Annotated in this window: 18 protein-coding genes; 3 read left to right on the top strand and 15 right to left on the bottom strand. The window is 44.7% G+C overall.

Going from position 1 to position 15,150, the window contains the following annotated elements; genetic code table 11:
• On the top strand, nucleotides 1-221 hold a 221-nt coding region (locus tag CSV69_RS16900; protein ID WP_158232674.1), incomplete at its 5' end, for a hypothetical protein.
• Nucleotides 215-385 carry a hypothetical protein gene (locus tag CSV69_RS16895; RefSeq protein WP_158232673.1) on the top strand — a complete coding sequence of 57 codons (171 nt, stop codon included), beginning with the start codon at nucleotides 215-217 and terminating at the stop codon, nucleotides 383-385. The genes CSV69_RS16900 and CSV69_RS16895, both read left to right, overlap by 7 nt.
• 375 nt (nucleotides 386-760) lie before the next feature.
• Here CSV69_RS16895 and CSV69_RS13085 read toward each other — a convergent pair whose 3' ends face one another.
• The 15 genes from CSV69_RS13085 to CSV69_RS13015 form a co-directional block, all read right to left on the bottom strand.
• A complete protein-coding gene (locus CSV69_RS13085) occupies nucleotides 761-2,053 on the bottom strand; it encodes a methyl-accepting chemotaxis protein (RefSeq protein ID WP_099693638.1) in 1,293 nt (430 codons plus the stop codon).
• Nucleotides 2,050-2,496 (bottom strand): low molecular weight protein arginine phosphatase, encoded by a 447-nt coding sequence (locus CSV69_RS13080; RefSeq protein ID WP_085428144.1) that lies wholly within the window; start codon nucleotides 2,494-2,496, stop codon nucleotides 2,050-2,052. The genes CSV69_RS13085 and CSV69_RS13080 overlap by 4 nt, the downstream gene beginning before the upstream one ends.
• Nucleotides 2,497-2,552: 56 nt before the next feature.
• A complete protein-coding gene (locus CSV69_RS13075) occupies nucleotides 2,553-3,056 on the bottom strand; it encodes a manganese efflux pump MntP (RefSeq protein WP_099693637.1) in 504 nt (167 codons plus the stop codon).
• Nucleotides 3,057-3,133: 77 nt separating this feature from the next.
• Entirely contained in the window at nucleotides 3,134-4,165 is a 1,032-nt protein-coding gene (locus CSV69_RS13070) for an L-threonylcarbamoyladenylate synthase (RefSeq protein ID WP_099693636.1), read from the bottom strand.
• A 60-nt stretch (nucleotides 4,166-4,225) separates the two neighbouring features.
• A complete protein-coding gene (locus CSV69_RS13065; protein ID WP_099693635.1) occupies nucleotides 4,226-4,792 on the bottom strand; it encodes a stage II sporulation protein R in 567 nt (188 codons plus the stop codon).
• A gap of 47 nt (nucleotides 4,793-4,839) precedes the next feature.
• Nucleotides 4,840-5,691, bottom strand: a complete 852-nt coding sequence (gene prmC, locus CSV69_RS13060; RefSeq protein ID WP_099693634.1) for a peptide chain release factor N(5)-glutamine methyltransferase — start codon at nucleotides 5,689-5,691, stop codon at nucleotides 4,840-4,842.
• The gene (prfA, locus tag CSV69_RS13055; protein ID WP_099625039.1) at nucleotides 5,684-6,760 is read right to left on the bottom strand and encodes a peptide chain release factor 1; all 1,077 of its coding nucleotides are present in this window, start codon (nucleotides 6,758-6,760) and stop codon (nucleotides 5,684-5,686) included. The genes prmC and prfA overlap by 8 nt, the downstream gene beginning before the upstream one ends.
• A 92-nt stretch (nucleotides 6,761-6,852) precedes the next feature.
• The gene (locus tag CSV69_RS13050) at nucleotides 6,853-7,449 is read right to left on the bottom strand and encodes a thymidine kinase (RefSeq protein ID WP_085428138.1); all 597 of its coding nucleotides are present in this window, start codon (nucleotides 7,447-7,449) and stop codon (nucleotides 6,853-6,855) included.
• 270 nt (nucleotides 7,450-7,719) lie between these two features.
• The gene (gene rpmE / locus CSV69_RS13045; protein WP_085428137.1) at nucleotides 7,720-7,935 is read right to left on the bottom strand and encodes a 50S ribosomal protein L31; all 216 of its coding nucleotides are present in this window, start codon (nucleotides 7,933-7,935) and stop codon (nucleotides 7,720-7,722) included.
• Between the two features lie 432 nt (nucleotides 7,936-8,367).
• Entirely contained in the window at nucleotides 8,368-9,648 is a 1,281-nt protein-coding gene (gene rho, locus CSV69_RS13040) for a transcription termination factor Rho (protein ID WP_085428136.1), read from the bottom strand.
• Between the two features lie 160 nt (nucleotides 9,649-9,808).
• Nucleotides 9,809-10,774: a class II fructose-bisphosphatase gene (gene glpX / locus CSV69_RS13035; RefSeq protein WP_099625038.1), complete on the bottom strand. Its 966-nt coding sequence runs from the start codon at nucleotides 10,772-10,774 to the stop codon at nucleotides 9,809-9,811.
• Between the two features lie 137 nt (nucleotides 10,775-10,911).
• Nucleotides 10,912-12,189, bottom strand: a complete 1,278-nt coding sequence (locus CSV69_RS13030) for a UDP-N-acetylglucosamine 1-carboxyvinyltransferase (RefSeq protein WP_085428134.1) — start codon at nucleotides 12,187-12,189, stop codon at nucleotides 10,912-10,914.
• A 20-nt stretch (nucleotides 12,190-12,209) separates the two neighbouring features.
• The gene (fsa, locus tag CSV69_RS13025) at nucleotides 12,210-12,857 is read right to left on the bottom strand and encodes a fructose-6-phosphate aldolase (protein ID WP_085428133.1); all 648 of its coding nucleotides are present in this window, start codon (nucleotides 12,855-12,857) and stop codon (nucleotides 12,210-12,212) included.
• Between the two features lie 95 nt (nucleotides 12,858-12,952).
• Nucleotides 12,953-13,810, bottom strand: coding sequence for a class II fructose-bisphosphate aldolase (locus tag CSV69_RS13020; protein WP_085428132.1), 858 nt, complete (start codon nucleotides 13,808-13,810; stop codon nucleotides 12,953-12,955).
• Nucleotides 13,811-13,908: 98 nt separating this feature from the next.
• Complete coding sequence (locus CSV69_RS13015; RefSeq protein ID WP_085429073.1) at nucleotides 13,909-14,277, bottom strand: response regulator; 369 nt, start codon at nucleotides 14,275-14,277, stop codon at nucleotides 13,909-13,911.
• A 241-nt stretch (nucleotides 14,278-14,518) separates the two neighbouring features.
• Between CSV69_RS13015 and CSV69_RS13010 the strand changes: the two genes are divergently transcribed.
• Nucleotides 14,519-15,046 carry a DUF2529 family protein gene (locus CSV69_RS13010; RefSeq protein ID WP_099625036.1) on the top strand — a complete coding sequence of 176 codons (528 nt, stop codon included), beginning with the start codon at nucleotides 14,519-14,521 and terminating at the stop codon, nucleotides 15,044-15,046.
• Nucleotides 15,047-15,150 lie beyond the last annotated feature (104 nt).

The following is a 15,150-nucleotide window of genomic DNA, read 5'->3' as shown; positions in this document are numbered from 1 at the left end:
GGATTGCCTCCAGCCATGAGCCAACTAGCGGTGGAGCTGCTAGCTGTCTCATGGCCACGGCCTACCCCGCAGTTGTGCCTGCGCTGCTAAGTACTTACCATGTCAGGTTGTGGTTTATAGTAGATAAAACCAGTCACTGGGTAGTACTAGTTCCTATCCTTGCAAAAGAAGAATCCGAACCGTCCTACACATTATCTAACGAAGGCGGCTGCACGTGGTAGGCGTAGTAATGAGACAGCCAGGCGCACTTCCTGTCTGGCTCATTGCGGAAGCCATCCACCACCGCCGAAGTGGCGCCAATGACCGCCCCACTTACATAGCCAGTCAAACTACTACCTCTGCACAAAACAAGGAAGAGCAAGGAGGTGCAAAAACTATAACCTAACATCGTATCCTACTTACTTGTACGAACAAATTATCCGCGTACTCGAAAAACAAGTACCTGAACTGCCTCACACACTATCCAACGCAGGCGGCTGCCAGTGGTAGGCGTAGTAATGAGACAGCCAGGCGTACTTCCTGTCTGGCTCATTGCGGAAGCCATCCACCACCGCCGAAGTGGGGTCAATGATCGCCCCACTTACTTTGCCGGCTAAACCACTACCTATATTTAATCTCCCAAACAGAAAACGCTCCTGCAAGAACAGCTACCCACGCCGCTTACTACGCCCCCTGCAAAGAATCTTAAAACAAACGCTCTACCCCTCCATTTAAAAAAGACGATCCCGAGCACGAAATGCCTCTGGATCGTCTTTGCTTATTATACTGTCGTGCGGTCGAACTTTCGGATGACTTTGTACAGCTCTTCCGATTGCTCCTTCAACTCTAACGCCTTCGTCTTCGTTTGGTCTATCGACGCCACCTGTTCGTCCGTAGCCGCGCGGACTTCTTCCGCACCCGCTGAGGTATGCTCTGCGATTGAGGCTACTTCCATCGACTGCTTGGCTGTGCGCTCGATTGTCCGCATTTGATTGCCGACGATATCAGTGATTTCCTCTACAAATTGCGCCATTGTATGGATTGTGTCGGTCATGGTCTCGACATTTTCATTCGTTTTTGTTGCGCGTTTGGCTTCAGTAGATGCCGTTTCTACTTGTTTTTGCATTTCAGACACTACTCGTTTAACGTCTGCCTGGATCGTTTGGACAAGCCCCGAAATCATCTGCACTGCTTTTGCGCTTTCATCAGCTAAGTTGCGGACTTCTTCCGCGACGACGGCGAAGCCTTTACCATGTTCCCCTGCTCGCGCCGCTTCTATAGAGGCGTTAAGTGCGAGTAAGTTTGTCTGACCCGCTATGTTGCCTACGAGTTCCACGATTTCACCGATTTTATGGGCATTTTCATCGAGTACTTGAATCGTTTCCAATGAATGTTCACTTTGATTGCTCATTTGATGGATTCCTGCTAATACGGATTGGAAGATCTCGGTTGTCGCATGCAATTCTCGTAACATCATTTTAGACTGCTCTGAAGATTGATCCGCCCGACTATTGACTTCCATCGCGAGTTGCCGGATATCTTCAATCGCATGGACGGTTTCACGAATCGCCTCTGACGTATGTTCTGCACCATTGGAGATTTCTCCGATCGTGCGCGCGATGGCGTCCGATTGACCGGATGCAGCGCTTGTCTCCTTAGTCAATTCATCGACTGATTGAGCAGTTGCTTGAAAGTTCGATTCAATTTGCTCAATAATATTACGCAAATTAACGACCACTTGCTGGAATGCTTTGGAGACGGAATGGATTTCATCCGAAGAATTTGGCAATTGAATGTCCGTACCGATTTTTCCGTCCGCCACTTTCATCGCGGCTGTTTCCAAACGTTGCAATGGCTTGGTCAAAATAACGCTGAACATGGCCGCTAAAATACCTGACCACATGACGCCCATCGCATATGTTAGCAATTGAAAAATGAATGGTTGTACATTCGGGAAGAACGTTGGCTGTACCCAGTTAATGAATACAGCACTGGTAGTATACGTAATGACTGCGAGAATCACGATAAATAGAACGAGTTTCGCCCGCAGCCCTACTTTTTTCGGTTCTTTCATAAGTTCCCCTCCGCTAACTTTCGGATGACTGAGTTAATGAGTTCTGTCAGCTCATTGAATGTCGTGCGGTATGTAGCCAAATCTCCGCCATATGGATCATGTACATCAAGACCTGGCATTATGCCCGCGTACTCTTTTAATGTAAAGACTTTCTCTTTCATGTGCGGAAAGCGGCTGTGCAGTAAATCGCGATGGTTTGCTGTCATTGTCAGCACGATATCAGCCCATTCCATCTCAGATGACTTAACTTCATTGGAGTAGGGAGAGAAAGAGATTCCTTCTTCCCTCAACAGTTGCGCTGAATTCGAGGAGATGGGTAATCCATCTATCGCATGAATGCCAGCGGACTTCGCAGTAAACCCTGGTACATTGGCATGATTAACTAACGCCTCTGCCAAAGGACTTCTACATGTGTTACCTGTACATATAAAATAAATATTCATTTTCTTCACCTACTTTACAGAATACCGGATTTATGAGGAAAAAGAAACACTATTCTTCAAAATATAAAGGACAATACACCTATACAGATGAAAACAATACCTGTCAGACGTCTAATGAATGTTCCATTTATTAAACGTAGACGGCCTGCGGATAAAAACGCAATGCCCGAAAAGACGAATGAGAAGAGACCTGATGCCATGATGAATAGCCATTTATTCAACTGCATCATACCGAATGTCACACTGACGGCGAACGCATCTAGACTGACGATCAGCGCTAGGAAAAATGGTGAAATCATCTCTACGATGGATTGCTCTTCACTGTCGGCAAGTAAAATATGAAGGCCGATGAGTGATAACAGTACACCCGAAAGCAAATGACTCCATCCTACGAAATAGGACATCACCCATTCTCCTGCGTAGAAGCCAATGAGTGGAAGTAGCATATTCAGTATAGTAGTCCACAGCATAATCATCAATCGACCTCGCCGTAGTTGCAAAAATGTATAGACAATCAAAATATCGATAGTTGTCACGATAGCTGATATGATTTCTATCAAAGACTAAGCCCCCTTGCAAGTCGCATGTACTCATCTTATGCGGATGCTGAAGGGGGCTATTCATCGTTATTGAAATGTTATTCCATGAAACGCTTGCCGTCTGATGCTTTATCGAGTCGGTTCATGACCGCTGCCCCAATACCCGAAAGGTCTGTCTCAACGGCTAAGATAATGTCGGCTTTGGTATTGTCACATTGACGAATCGCTTTGTACAAGCTTGACGCCATCGCTTCACGACTATTGATCGGACCTGTGGAAAAGTACCAATCCGCGCGCTCTGTGTATAACTCATCAGGTCCAATGATGGCCACACGTTTGTTTTGCTGGTGAATGGTCTCTAGCGCATGCGCAATAGTATCGGCATTCGGCCCAATGACGAATAGCGGTGCTTCGGGTGCGTAATGTGTATACTTCATTCCCGGTGCGCGCGGTGCTGACGTTTGATCTGTGGGTAACGTCGCCATGTGGACGGTACCAATCAAGTCTTCCAACTGCTCCTTCGTTATGCCGCCGGGACGCAAAATGACAGGTGGCGTGACTGTGATATCCAAGATTGTGGATTCTAAGCCAACTCCTGTCTCTCCACCATCCAGAATTAACGGTACTCTACCTAGTAAATCGTGATAGACATGATCCGCTTCCGTCGGGCTCGGCTTTCCACTTCGATTTGCACTTGGTGCAGCTAATGGCTGATCGAGTTTTCGTAACAACTCCAACGCTATCGAGTGGTCTGGCATACGAATGGCTACGGTACTAAGTCCAGCTGTGACAACATCTGCAATAACGCCCGGTTTCTTTTCCATGATTAACGTTAACGGTCCCGGCCAAAAAGCTTTCATTAAGACTTCTGCAATTTCAGGGATGTCTGTCGCATATTTCTCGATGTCTGACTGGTTCCCAATATGTACGATTAGCGGATTATCTGAAGGTCTACCTTTTGCTTCAAAGATCCGCTGTACTGCTTGCCCATCTGTCGCGATCGCTCCCAATCCGTAAACTGTTTCAGTCGGAAAGGCAACAATACCTCCAGATTTAAGGATATCCACAGCTTGTTCATAGATTCTATCGTTATCCACTAGGTTATCCACTATTTCTTGTGTAGTGTCCACTTGCTCAACCCCTCTTTATACACATTTCGGTGACTTTATCCACAAAATGTGTGAATAGTTTCATTTGAACAGTGATTTTATCCACTCCCAAATGAAGAATGTAACAGGTTCTTCTTCTGTTTCAGCGACTGTTGCCTCTTCAGGGAAACAAACGTTAGGAAACAGTGAACACCACCAATTATCCCCTCTACCTGCACCGATTTTGACAACATATGCATCGTAAACACCCTGCGGCTGAATGAAAAATCCTACGCGTTTTGGCGGGATCATTGCCGCACTGTGTTCAAGCGTTACGTGTGCGCCGTTTACTTGTGTCTTGGCGATTTCAAGTATCTTCGGCTCCAACACTTGAAGATTAGCATTGATTTGCTGTGTGTTCATAGATTGGCTAATAGCTTTCTCTAGCAATGGCGCGATTTTTTCCTGAACGTTTTGTTTCACTTGCTGATCCGCTACGGTATTCGAGTTTGCAAGAATACGAAATTGCGTCGCTTCACTAGCATTTGTTTGTTGACCGAATACGAGTAACACCGCTTGAATAGTTAGTAATATAAGTACGAATTCTATAAATGCCACTAGTTTCGAAGTTTGAGTCGGTTGTTGATTTATCGGATAATCTTGTAACATGTCATCCCCTCCTGCACTCTATCTTGACCCGCAGGAGGGAGTTTTATTCATCGAATCTCACAAAATATCATTCGATCTTTTTTATTGATGTCTTGGATGACTTCAACAGTCGCTTCCGGAAAGGCTTCTTCAAGAAATTTTTGCACTGCCGGGCCTTGTAGATAGCCTATTTCAAAACCGATCAGTGAAGGTCGATTCATCAGAGGCGATAGATTCTCTGCTAGTCTACGGTAGAAATAGAGACCGTCTTCTTCCGCAAATAGCGCAGTTTGCGGTTCGAAATCATAGACAGTTGGCGACATATCAACTTTTTCATAATCTGCAATATACGGTGGATTAGATAGAATGATATCCCACTTCTGATGTTTCAACGGCTCTTCCATATCCCCTTGTAAAAAGGTCACGTTGACTTCATTGCGTTGTGCATTACGTTGTGCGACTTCGAGCGCTAATTCACTAAAATCAGTCGCTGTCACTTCCGCAGTCGGTCTTTCTTTTTTGAATGCGATCGCGATCGCTCCACTGCCTGTTCCGATATCCGCTACTTGAATCATTCGTTCACCAAATAATTGAGTAGCACGTTGCAACGCATAATGTACGAGTTCTTCCGTTTCAGGACGAGGAATCAGTACGTGTTCATTGACCTCGAATGAATAGCCGTAAAAGGATTCTTCACCAAGGATGTATTGAATTGGCTTGCCGGTCAAAAGTTCTGTGATGATGGACCAGAATTTCGAGTACGGTTCATGCGGAACTTGTTCGCGCAAACTAGCTAAATAGTTAGCTTGGCTTTTACCCGTGACAGAGCGCATGGCAAGTTCAGCAGCATGCGTGTCCATACCGCGTGCGTCCAGCAATTGTTGTGCTCGTTGCACAGATTCGAGCATTGTCTCAGTCATTGCGATCCAAACTTTCCAAGCGATGTGCCTGTTCTTCAATAATTAATGCGTCGATGACTTCATCCAGCTTCCCTTCAATAATCTGATCAAGCTTTTGTATCGTCAGACCAATTCGATGGTCCGTGACACGGTTTTGTGGGAAGTTATACGTGCGAATACGTTCGGAACGGTCACCTGATCCAACTGCAGATTTTCGTTTTTCATCATATTCAGCTTGTACTTCCTGCATGAATTTATCATACACTCGTGCACGCAATACTTTCATGGCTTTTTCTTTATTTTTAATTTGGGATTTTTCATCCTGGATCGATACTGTAGTTCCTGTCGGTAAATGCGTGAGGCGTACTGCAGACATCGTCGTGTTGACGGATTGCCCTCCTGGTCCAGATGACGCAAATGTATCGGTACGGATATCTTTATCGTGAATTTCAATTTCTACTTCTTCCGCTTCCGGCAAACACGCAACAGTAGCAGTAGACGTATGAGTTCGTCCGCCTGATTCAGTTTCCGGTACACGTTGCACGCGGTGTGCTCCGTTTTCGTACTTCAACTTCGAGTAGGCCCCTTTTCCATCAATCATGAAGATGATTTCTTTGAAGCCGCCGAGTTCAGTCGGTGATGAATCAATCACTTCCACTTTCCAGTGATTCATTTCCGCGAAACGTGTATACATCCGATAAAGACTACCCGCAAATAAAGCTGCTTCGTCTCCTCCTGCTGCACCACGGATTTCCATAATGACACTTTTATTGTCATTCGGATCTTTTGGAATGAGTAATACTTTTAACTGTTCTTCAAGCGACTCAATTTGGTCTTCGAGTTCATCAATTTCCATTTTGACTAATTCTTTCATGTCATCATCAAGCGGTTCATCTTGCATTTCTTTGGCATTCTTATATTGCGCATGGATATGTTTATATTCACGGTATACTTCGACGGTGTCTTGTAAATCGGATTGTTCTTTTGAATAGCTGCGTAATTTGTCCAAATCATTAACGATTTCGGGGTCACTAAGTAGTTCATTCAGTCGGTCATAACGGTCTTCAACTGCTTGTAGTCTATCGAACATAGTCGGTTCACCTCTTCTGAAATAGTGGTTTCTATATTAGTATATAGCAGAACCGCCTATCCTTTCTTGCTTACGGATAGACGGAAATATGTTTATTCTACATGTTGCATACGGCTAACAGGGACTTCATGGTGCTGGCGGCAACGTGGTTCATAAGCTTCGGATGCGCCAACTAGAATGATCGGGTCATCCTGACATGCAGGTTGTCCGTCTATTAATCGTTGTGTTCGGCTTGAAGGCGATCCGCACACAGTACAAACTGCTTGAAGTTTCGTCACTAGTTCTGCCACAGCCATTAATTCAGGCATCGGTCCGAATGGTTCGCCTTTAAAGTCTTGATCGAGTCCTGCAATGATCACACGAAAGCCGCGATCCGCAAGCATGATCGCAACGTCTATAATATCGTCGTCGAAAAATTGGGCTTCATCAATGGCGACCACATCGAAATCATCTGAAACGAGATTTGGTATTTCACTCGCTTTGGAAATAGGATTAGCGATCGTGGACGCACCGTCGTGGCTCACAACTGCCTCTTCGCTATACCGATCATCAATTGCCGGTTTGAATACCGCAATCTTTTGTTTGGCAAATTCCGCGCGTCGAATTCGGCGAATAAGCTCCTCCGATTTACCTGAAAACATACTGCCGCAGATGACTTCCATCCAGCCGCCTTGCATTGAAACGTACATGGTCAATCTCCTTTCGATGTCGTGCTATGTATGTGGTTTGTGCGTTGTGTGTTAATCCTATGAGCGGTTGTGGGCTCCGATAGAGCGGTTATACCACTGCTATGAGCGTAAACGGGCACAGATAGAGCGATCAACCTCATTCTATGAGCGGTTGACGCCAGCGATAGAGCACTCGGGCGACTTCTATGAGCACACCGTCTCTAGTATCTGCAATAAATTAATAAAAATACCCGTCTGGCACGACTGCACCTGACGGGTATCTGGCTTTTATTACTCTTGTTCTTCTGACTTGATGCCGTATTTTTTGTTGAAACGGTCAACTCGTCCATCTGCTGTAGCAAACTTCTGACGGCCAGTATAGAATGGGTGACATTCTGAGCATACTTCCACTCGAATATCCTCTTTTACAGAACCTGTTTCAAATGTATTGCCACATGAGCAAGTTACTGTTGCAAGTTTGTAATCGGGATGAATTCCTGCTTTCATCGATATCTCTCCTTTCGCCCTGAACCATCTGGAACAGAGTGTGAAATTCTGGATGTTTTATTGGCCATTTGCCTATAAAACGATCGATGCCGTACACGACCCGTGTTTGTCAGCCGTATATGCGGTGTACAGAAAAACTGTACTTGATTAGTATAGCAAAATTCGATACGTTGCGCAAGTGTTTGATTTGGGTATTTAATGGGCATAAGCTGACTTAGTTAGGGGTTGGATTTCCGCTGCAGCCGAGGGGACGCTTTCCTAGAGGGCTCGCGGTGAGCCAACCAGTTCGCTTTGCTCTCTTTGGTTGTCTCACCTGTCGAGCTGATCCTCTGGGAGTCGCCCCTCGGCTTCCGCTGCAATCTTACCTTTTGAGTACGCACATCACCTTTTTATGCTGGTTTAAAAGCGTAATATAAAAAATACGTTAGAAAATCAGATAAGACCTTTACCCTTTTTCGCCTTCATTTCTTCGTTTAGCTTGTCGAAGAATTCTTCGTTGTTATCGGATTGGCTTAGTTTTTTCATGAAGCGTTCGGTGAAGTCGTGGGAGTCTGAGAAGGTTTTTCTGATAGCCCACAGTTTTTCTAGGTTTTCTTTAGGGATGAGCAGTTCTTCTTTTCGTGTGCCGGAGCGACGGATGTCGAGTGCTGGGAAGATTCTGCGTTCGGCTAGGTTGCGGTCTAGGTGCAGTTCCATGTTGCCGGTTCCTTTGAATTCTTCGTAGATGACTTCGTCCATGCGTGAGCCGGTTTCGATTAGAGCTGTGGCAAGGATTGTTAGGCTCCCGCCTTCTTCTATGTTACGTGCTGCACCGAAGAATCTTTTGGGTCGGTGGAAGGCTGCCGGGTCGATTCCTCCGGATAATGTGCGTCCGCTTGGTGGAATCACTAGGTTGAATGCACGTGCTAGTCGTGTGATGGAGTCCATCAAGATGATGACGTCGCGTTTACTTTCTACTAGACGCATTGCGCGTTCGAGTACTAGTTCCGCTACTTTCACGTGGTTTTGTGGTACTTCATCAAATGTCGAACTGACAACATCTGCTTTAACAGAACGTTCGATATCCGTTACTTCTTCTGGACGTTCGTCGATCAATAGAACGATTAGTTCAGCTTCAGGATGGTTTGTAGTGATGGAGTTAGCAATTTCTTTTAACAACGTCGTTTTTCCCGCTTTAGGAGGAGCGACGATTAATCCACGTTGACCAAATCCAACAGGCGAGACGAGATCCATGATGCGTGTAGACACGTTATTTCTCGATGTTTCTAATTTAATTTGACGATCAGGATATAAAGGTGTCAATGCCGGGAAATGAACACGTTCGCGTGCGACTTCCGGATTTTGTCCATTGACTGCTTCGACTTGCAATAATCCATAGAAGCGTTCATTTTCCTTTGGTGGACGAACTTTACCTGTTACCTTGTCTCCGTTACGTAGATCAAAGCGACGGATTTGGGATGCAGAAATGTAAATATCTTCTGAACTGGATGAGTAATTGATAGGACGTAAGAAGCCATATCCTTCAGATTGTATAATTTCGAGAACGCCTTCCATGAAAAAGAAGCCTTCTTGTTCGGCGCGTGATTTCAAAATAGCAAAAATTAATTCTTTCTTTGTCAGTTTGCTATAGTTAGTAATTTTAAATTGCTTAGCTAGAGAGTAAAGCTCTTTGAGCGTCATATTCTCGAGGTCCGCAAGCGTAATCATCGTCATCTATGCGTACACCACTCTTCATTTATTGTAGGGAAATTTGGCATAGTAAATAGAAAGGATAGTACATTGTGTACTTCCTTTCCTTTAATAGCCGGACATTATGGATCTGAATAGTTTTTAGGAAATAGAGACCCGGCTGTGACACCGGGTGTTGAGGGAGTTAGTCTTGCATGACGAGAAGAGGTTTTTTCTTCATGCTGTGGCGACCTTCTACGAAACGAATAGTTCCTGATTTCGAGCGCATAACGATCGACTGAGTTCGGCAATACGTACCTTTAAACTGTACGCCATCCATCAATTCGCCGTCTGTTACGCCTGTTGCTGCGAAAATACAGTCGTCTCCTTTTACCAAATCGTCCATGTATAGAACTTTTTCTACGTCGATACCCATCTTGATGCAACGTTCTCTCTCTTCATCATTTGAAGGTACGAGACGCCCTTGAATTTCTCCGCCTAAGCATTTTAATCCGACTGCTGCGATTACCCCTTCAGGTGCACCGCCTCTTCCGAATAAAATATCCACACCTGTGTCATCGAAGGCTGTGTTAATAGCTGCCGCTACATCGCCATCTTCGATCAATTTGATACGAGCACCTGCTTCACGAATTTCTGCAATGATATCTGCGTGACGTTCGCGGTTCAAAACAGATGCTACTAGGTCAGATACTGATTTGTTTTTCGCTTTTGCTACAGCCTTCAAGTTATCTGTAACGCTTGCGTCGATATCAATTTTACCAACTGCTTCAGGACCTACTGCAATTTTGTCCATGTACATATCCGGTGCGTTTAGCAAATTACCTTTATCTGCAACCGCAAGAACAGCTAGTGCATTCCATCCACCTGCCGCTACGATATTCGTACCTTCGACTGGATCGACAGCGATATCTACAGCGGGGCCATGACCTGTCCCAAGTTCTTCACCAATATATAGCATAGGTGCTTCGTCCATTTCACCTTCACCGATGACGACTACACCTTCCATCGGGATCGTATCGAATACTGTACGCATTGCTTCTGTTGCGGCGTCGTCTGCTTCGTTCTTCAAACCGCGTCCCATCCAGCGAGCTGCCGCTACGGCTGCCGCCTCTGTTACACGCACTAATTCCATCGATAAACTACGTTCCATAATGTTTTGTTCCTCCTGTTTGCGGTAAGGCGCGTATTGCGTATTACCTTTCATTTGCCTACGTCCGCATCCATTGACTACTTTCTAGATAGTGGATGTGTCGTTTGAGTCTATTATACACGTTTTGGCAATTAGCGTCACTCGGAAATCGAAGTCGGTGTGAGTACTTCCACTTTTCTAATATCTGCTCCAAGATTTTGTAGCTTCTGAACGATCTTGCCGTAACCACGTTCAATATGTTCAATTTCACGGATTTCTGTTTCTCCACTTGCCAATAATCCAGCAATTAATAATGCGGCTCCCGCGCGTAAATCTGATGCTTCAACCGTTGCTGCATGCAATGGAGTAGGACCTGTTATGATAGCTGATCGACCTTCTACACGGCCGTCTGCATTCATTCGACGAAGCTCATCGATTTGTTTGAAGCGTGCTGGATAAATCGTGTCTGTTAGGATAGATGAGCCTTCCGCTTGTGTCGACAATACACCGAATGGCTGTTGCAAGTCTGTCGGGAATCCTGGATAAACAAGAGTTTTCACATCCACCGCATGAAGTTTTTCAGTTTTCGGAATGAAAATCTGTTCTTCGCCGACTTCTACTTTCACGCCCATTTCGCGAAGCTTCGCTGTGACAGCTTCAACGTGTAAAGGAATGACATTATCAATTGTGACACCATCGCCAATTGCAGCAGCCATAATCATATGCGTACCTGTTTCAATACGGTCCGGAATGATTGTGTGTTTCGTACCGTGCAATGTTTCCACGCCTTCGATACGAATAACGTTCGTTCCTGCACCTTTAATATTCGCGCCCATATTGGATAGCAAAGTCGCGACATCAATAATCTCAGGTTCTTTCGCTGCGTTTTCAATAATCGTTTTACCTTTTGCTTTAACAGCCGCAAGCATGATATTGATCGTAGCACCCACGCTGACGACGTCTAAATAGATTTTCGCGCCGTATAGTTCTTCTGCACGCAAATAAATAGCGCCGTGTTCATTTTCGACTCTTGCGCCTAGAGCTTCAAAGCCTTTAATATGTTGATCAATCGGGCGTGGACCCAAGTGACAACCTCCAGGTAATCCGATGACAGCGTGCTTGAACTTACCAAGCATCGCTCCCATCATATAGTAGGATGCACGAAGTTTTTTGACGTTACCGTTAGGCAATGGCATAGAAATGATTTCAGTTGGATCGATGATCATCGTACCATCTTTCATTTCCACTTTACCGCCGATTTCTTCGACGAGCGCCTGCAATGTATAGACATCTGAAATTTCTGGAAGTCCTGCAATGGTGACAGGCGAGTCAGCTAAAATAGCGGCAGGGATTAAAGCCACTGCGCTATTCTTCGCTCCACTTACTCTGATCGTTCCTTGCAGTCGTTTTCCACCTTTGATTTTATAAACGTCCATTTCAAGCTCCTTTTGTTCTATCACTTATTCGTTCTAGTTTCCCAGTCTTTCAAAAACTGATCGATTCCTTTAGTAGTTAGTGGATGTGCAAACAGACTCTGAAGTACGTTAAATGGAGTTGTCGCAATATGTGCTCCAGCAAGTGCAGCAGCCGTAATATGCTGTGGGTGTCTGATAGATGCTGCGATGATTTGTGTATCCAAGTCATGGATTGTGAAGATATCTGAAATCGTTTCGATTAATTCGACGCCATTTTGACCAATATCATCCAAACGTCCGATGAATGGTGAAACGTATGTCGCGCCTGCACGTGCTGCAAGCAAGGCTTGATTGGCACTGAACACTAGCGTAACGTTCGTTTTGATTCCTTCTGATGCAAATACAGAACAAGCTTTCAAGCCTTCAGGTGTCATCGGTAATTTCACCGTGATGTTTTCTGCAAGAGCTGCTAGCTTACGCCCTTCTTCTATCATACCTTCTGCATCCAAAGCGATAACTTCTGCACTGACGGAACCTGGTACGAGTGCCGTGATTTCTTTCAAACGATCATGGAATGAAATATTTTCTTTCGCGACTAGGGATGGGTTAGTTGTAACCCCAGAGATAATTCCCCAGCTGTGCGCTTCCTTGATTTCTTCAAAATTGGCTGTATCTATAAAAAATTTCACGTGTATTGTCCCCCTAGTTGTAGTTAATTCATCTAGCTAAATGCAAAAGAAGGAGACGTATTGCGCTCCTCCTCTGTTCTATCTTCAATCTATAATTACGCTTGCTTCGAACTGCCGAACTCGCGCATTTTACCAATTACAGTTGCTTTGATTGCTTCGCGCATAGGTCCGAGGAATTTACGTGGATCATACACTTCGGAATCTTCGTTTAAGATGTCGCGTACAGCTTTTGTACCTTGAATCTGATTTTCTGTGTTGACGTTGATTTTAGACGTACCAAGTGAAATGGCGCGTTGAATATCTTTCGTCGGAATGCCTGTACCGCCATGCAACACGAGTGGAATATCTCCTTGTTTCGAGATTTCTTCCATTTCTTCAAATCCAAGATTCGGTTCGCCTTTATACGGTCCGTGTACAGAACCTAGTGCAGGTGCTAGACAATCGATACCTGTCTTTTCTACAAGCTCTCTACATTCAGCCGGATCTGCATAAATAACGCCGTCTGCGATGATGTCGTCTTCCTGACCGCCTACTACGCCAAGTTCAGCTTCTACTGATACATTATGTTGCTGTGCGAAATCTACCACTTTTTTCGTGATTTCAATGTTTTCTTCAAGTGGCTTAGAAGATGCGTCGATCATAACAGAAGTAAAGCCTGCTTCAATCGCTTCTTTACACTTCTCAAAGCTAGAACCGTGATCTAAATGAATCGCTACTGGCACAGTCGTACCGTATTCTTCCATTAGTCCTTTGACCATCATAACGACTGTTTTAAATCCGCCCATATAACGTGCAGCGCCTTCTGAAACACCTAAAATAACAGGCGATTTCTCTTCTTCAGCAGCTTGTAGAATCGCTTGCGTGTATTCCAAGTTATTTAGGTTGAATTGACCAATTGCATATCCTTGCTCTTTACCTTGAATCATCATTTCTTTCATCGAGACGAGTGGCATGTATAATTCCTCCTTGAGTTTCCACGAATTTTTTATGTGTTTTAATTATATTAATTTCTATCCACTAGCATATCAAATTCATGCGATGATTACTACTATCAGACGTCTAGTAACTCCAACCTTTTTAACACGCTATCACGCACTTCGAATATATCGAATGGTTTAGTAAAGTGTTGTTCGATACCTAGTTTATTAGCTTCTTCCAGCATTTCGGTTTCACTATACGCTGTCATCATCATGACAATCGCGTCTGGCAACAGGGTTCGGATTTCTCGAAGGACCTCGACACCATTCATGCCTGGCATCTTCATATCAAGCAAAATGCAGTCAGGTTGTTGTTCGCTGACTTTTTCCAACGCTTCTTTTCCATTCGATGCAAGCGCTGTCATTATTCCCGTTGGTTTGAATATTTCCTCTAGTAATAATCGGATCCCCGGCTGGTCGTCCACAATTAGTAAATGTTTCATCTTCATATCCCCCATCACCTTATTTCCCCTGTTTAATTTTGTAAACTTTATTGTAACCCGACTATTACGGTCTGTATACAAAGATATTTCATTTTCAGCAAAATTGTGTGTGGTTCTATTTCTCTACTTTATTTGTCTATGTAATGTTATTCAAGAAAATTCCAACAACTCCTCTATTTTTCGTCAACTATTTTGCACTTCTTCCTTTTCTCCCATATACTGAGCTTTTGGAGGGATTTTCGTGAAAATATTAACTACACAAATTAGAGGTCTTCTGGAGAGAATTGCAGAAGGTCAAGAAGAATCGATGGAAGAAACTGCTCGTTTATTGGCGCAAGCGGTAGTAGGCGAAGGACGAATTGTCTTAGCAGCTTTTGATGAATTGGAAGCTGTTACTGCGACTGCACTGGATGGTGTCGAACCGTTGGATGATGCGATTCGTTACACAAAAGAGTTGGCATTAACACCGGCTGACCGCGTGTGGTTGCTTGTGCGAAAGGCCGATCACCCTGCTGCGCTTGAGCTGGCACGTGAGCTGGCGGAGCAGTTCATCCCATTCGCTGTGTTGGCTGCTGATAAGGAAGATGACGACAATGAGCTCGCTTCTCTTGCGTATACGTATATTTCGACAGGTTTGAAAAAGGGTCTGATTCCGGGTCCTACTGGCGAAAGAATTGTCCAGCCCCATGCGCTTGCTGCGTTGTTTGTTTATGAGGCAGTGAAGCTGTCGATTGATGATATGTTGGCGGATGAAGATGACGAGCTGTGATATGGGGTAAGGGTTTGCAAGGTGAGTGGATCATACTTTTTGTTGTGCATTGAAGTTAAGATTGTAGTGCAAAATCTGAGTGAGTAGACGTATAGTAGCTGGCA

This window comes from Sporosarcina sp. P26b (assembly GCF_002743245.1).
GTDB lineage: Bacteria > Bacillota > Bacilli > Bacillales_A > Planococcaceae > Sporosarcina > Sporosarcina ureae_C.
Note: the sequence above shows the minus strand (reverse complement) of the source record. Positions and strands in the feature narration are given on the sequence as shown.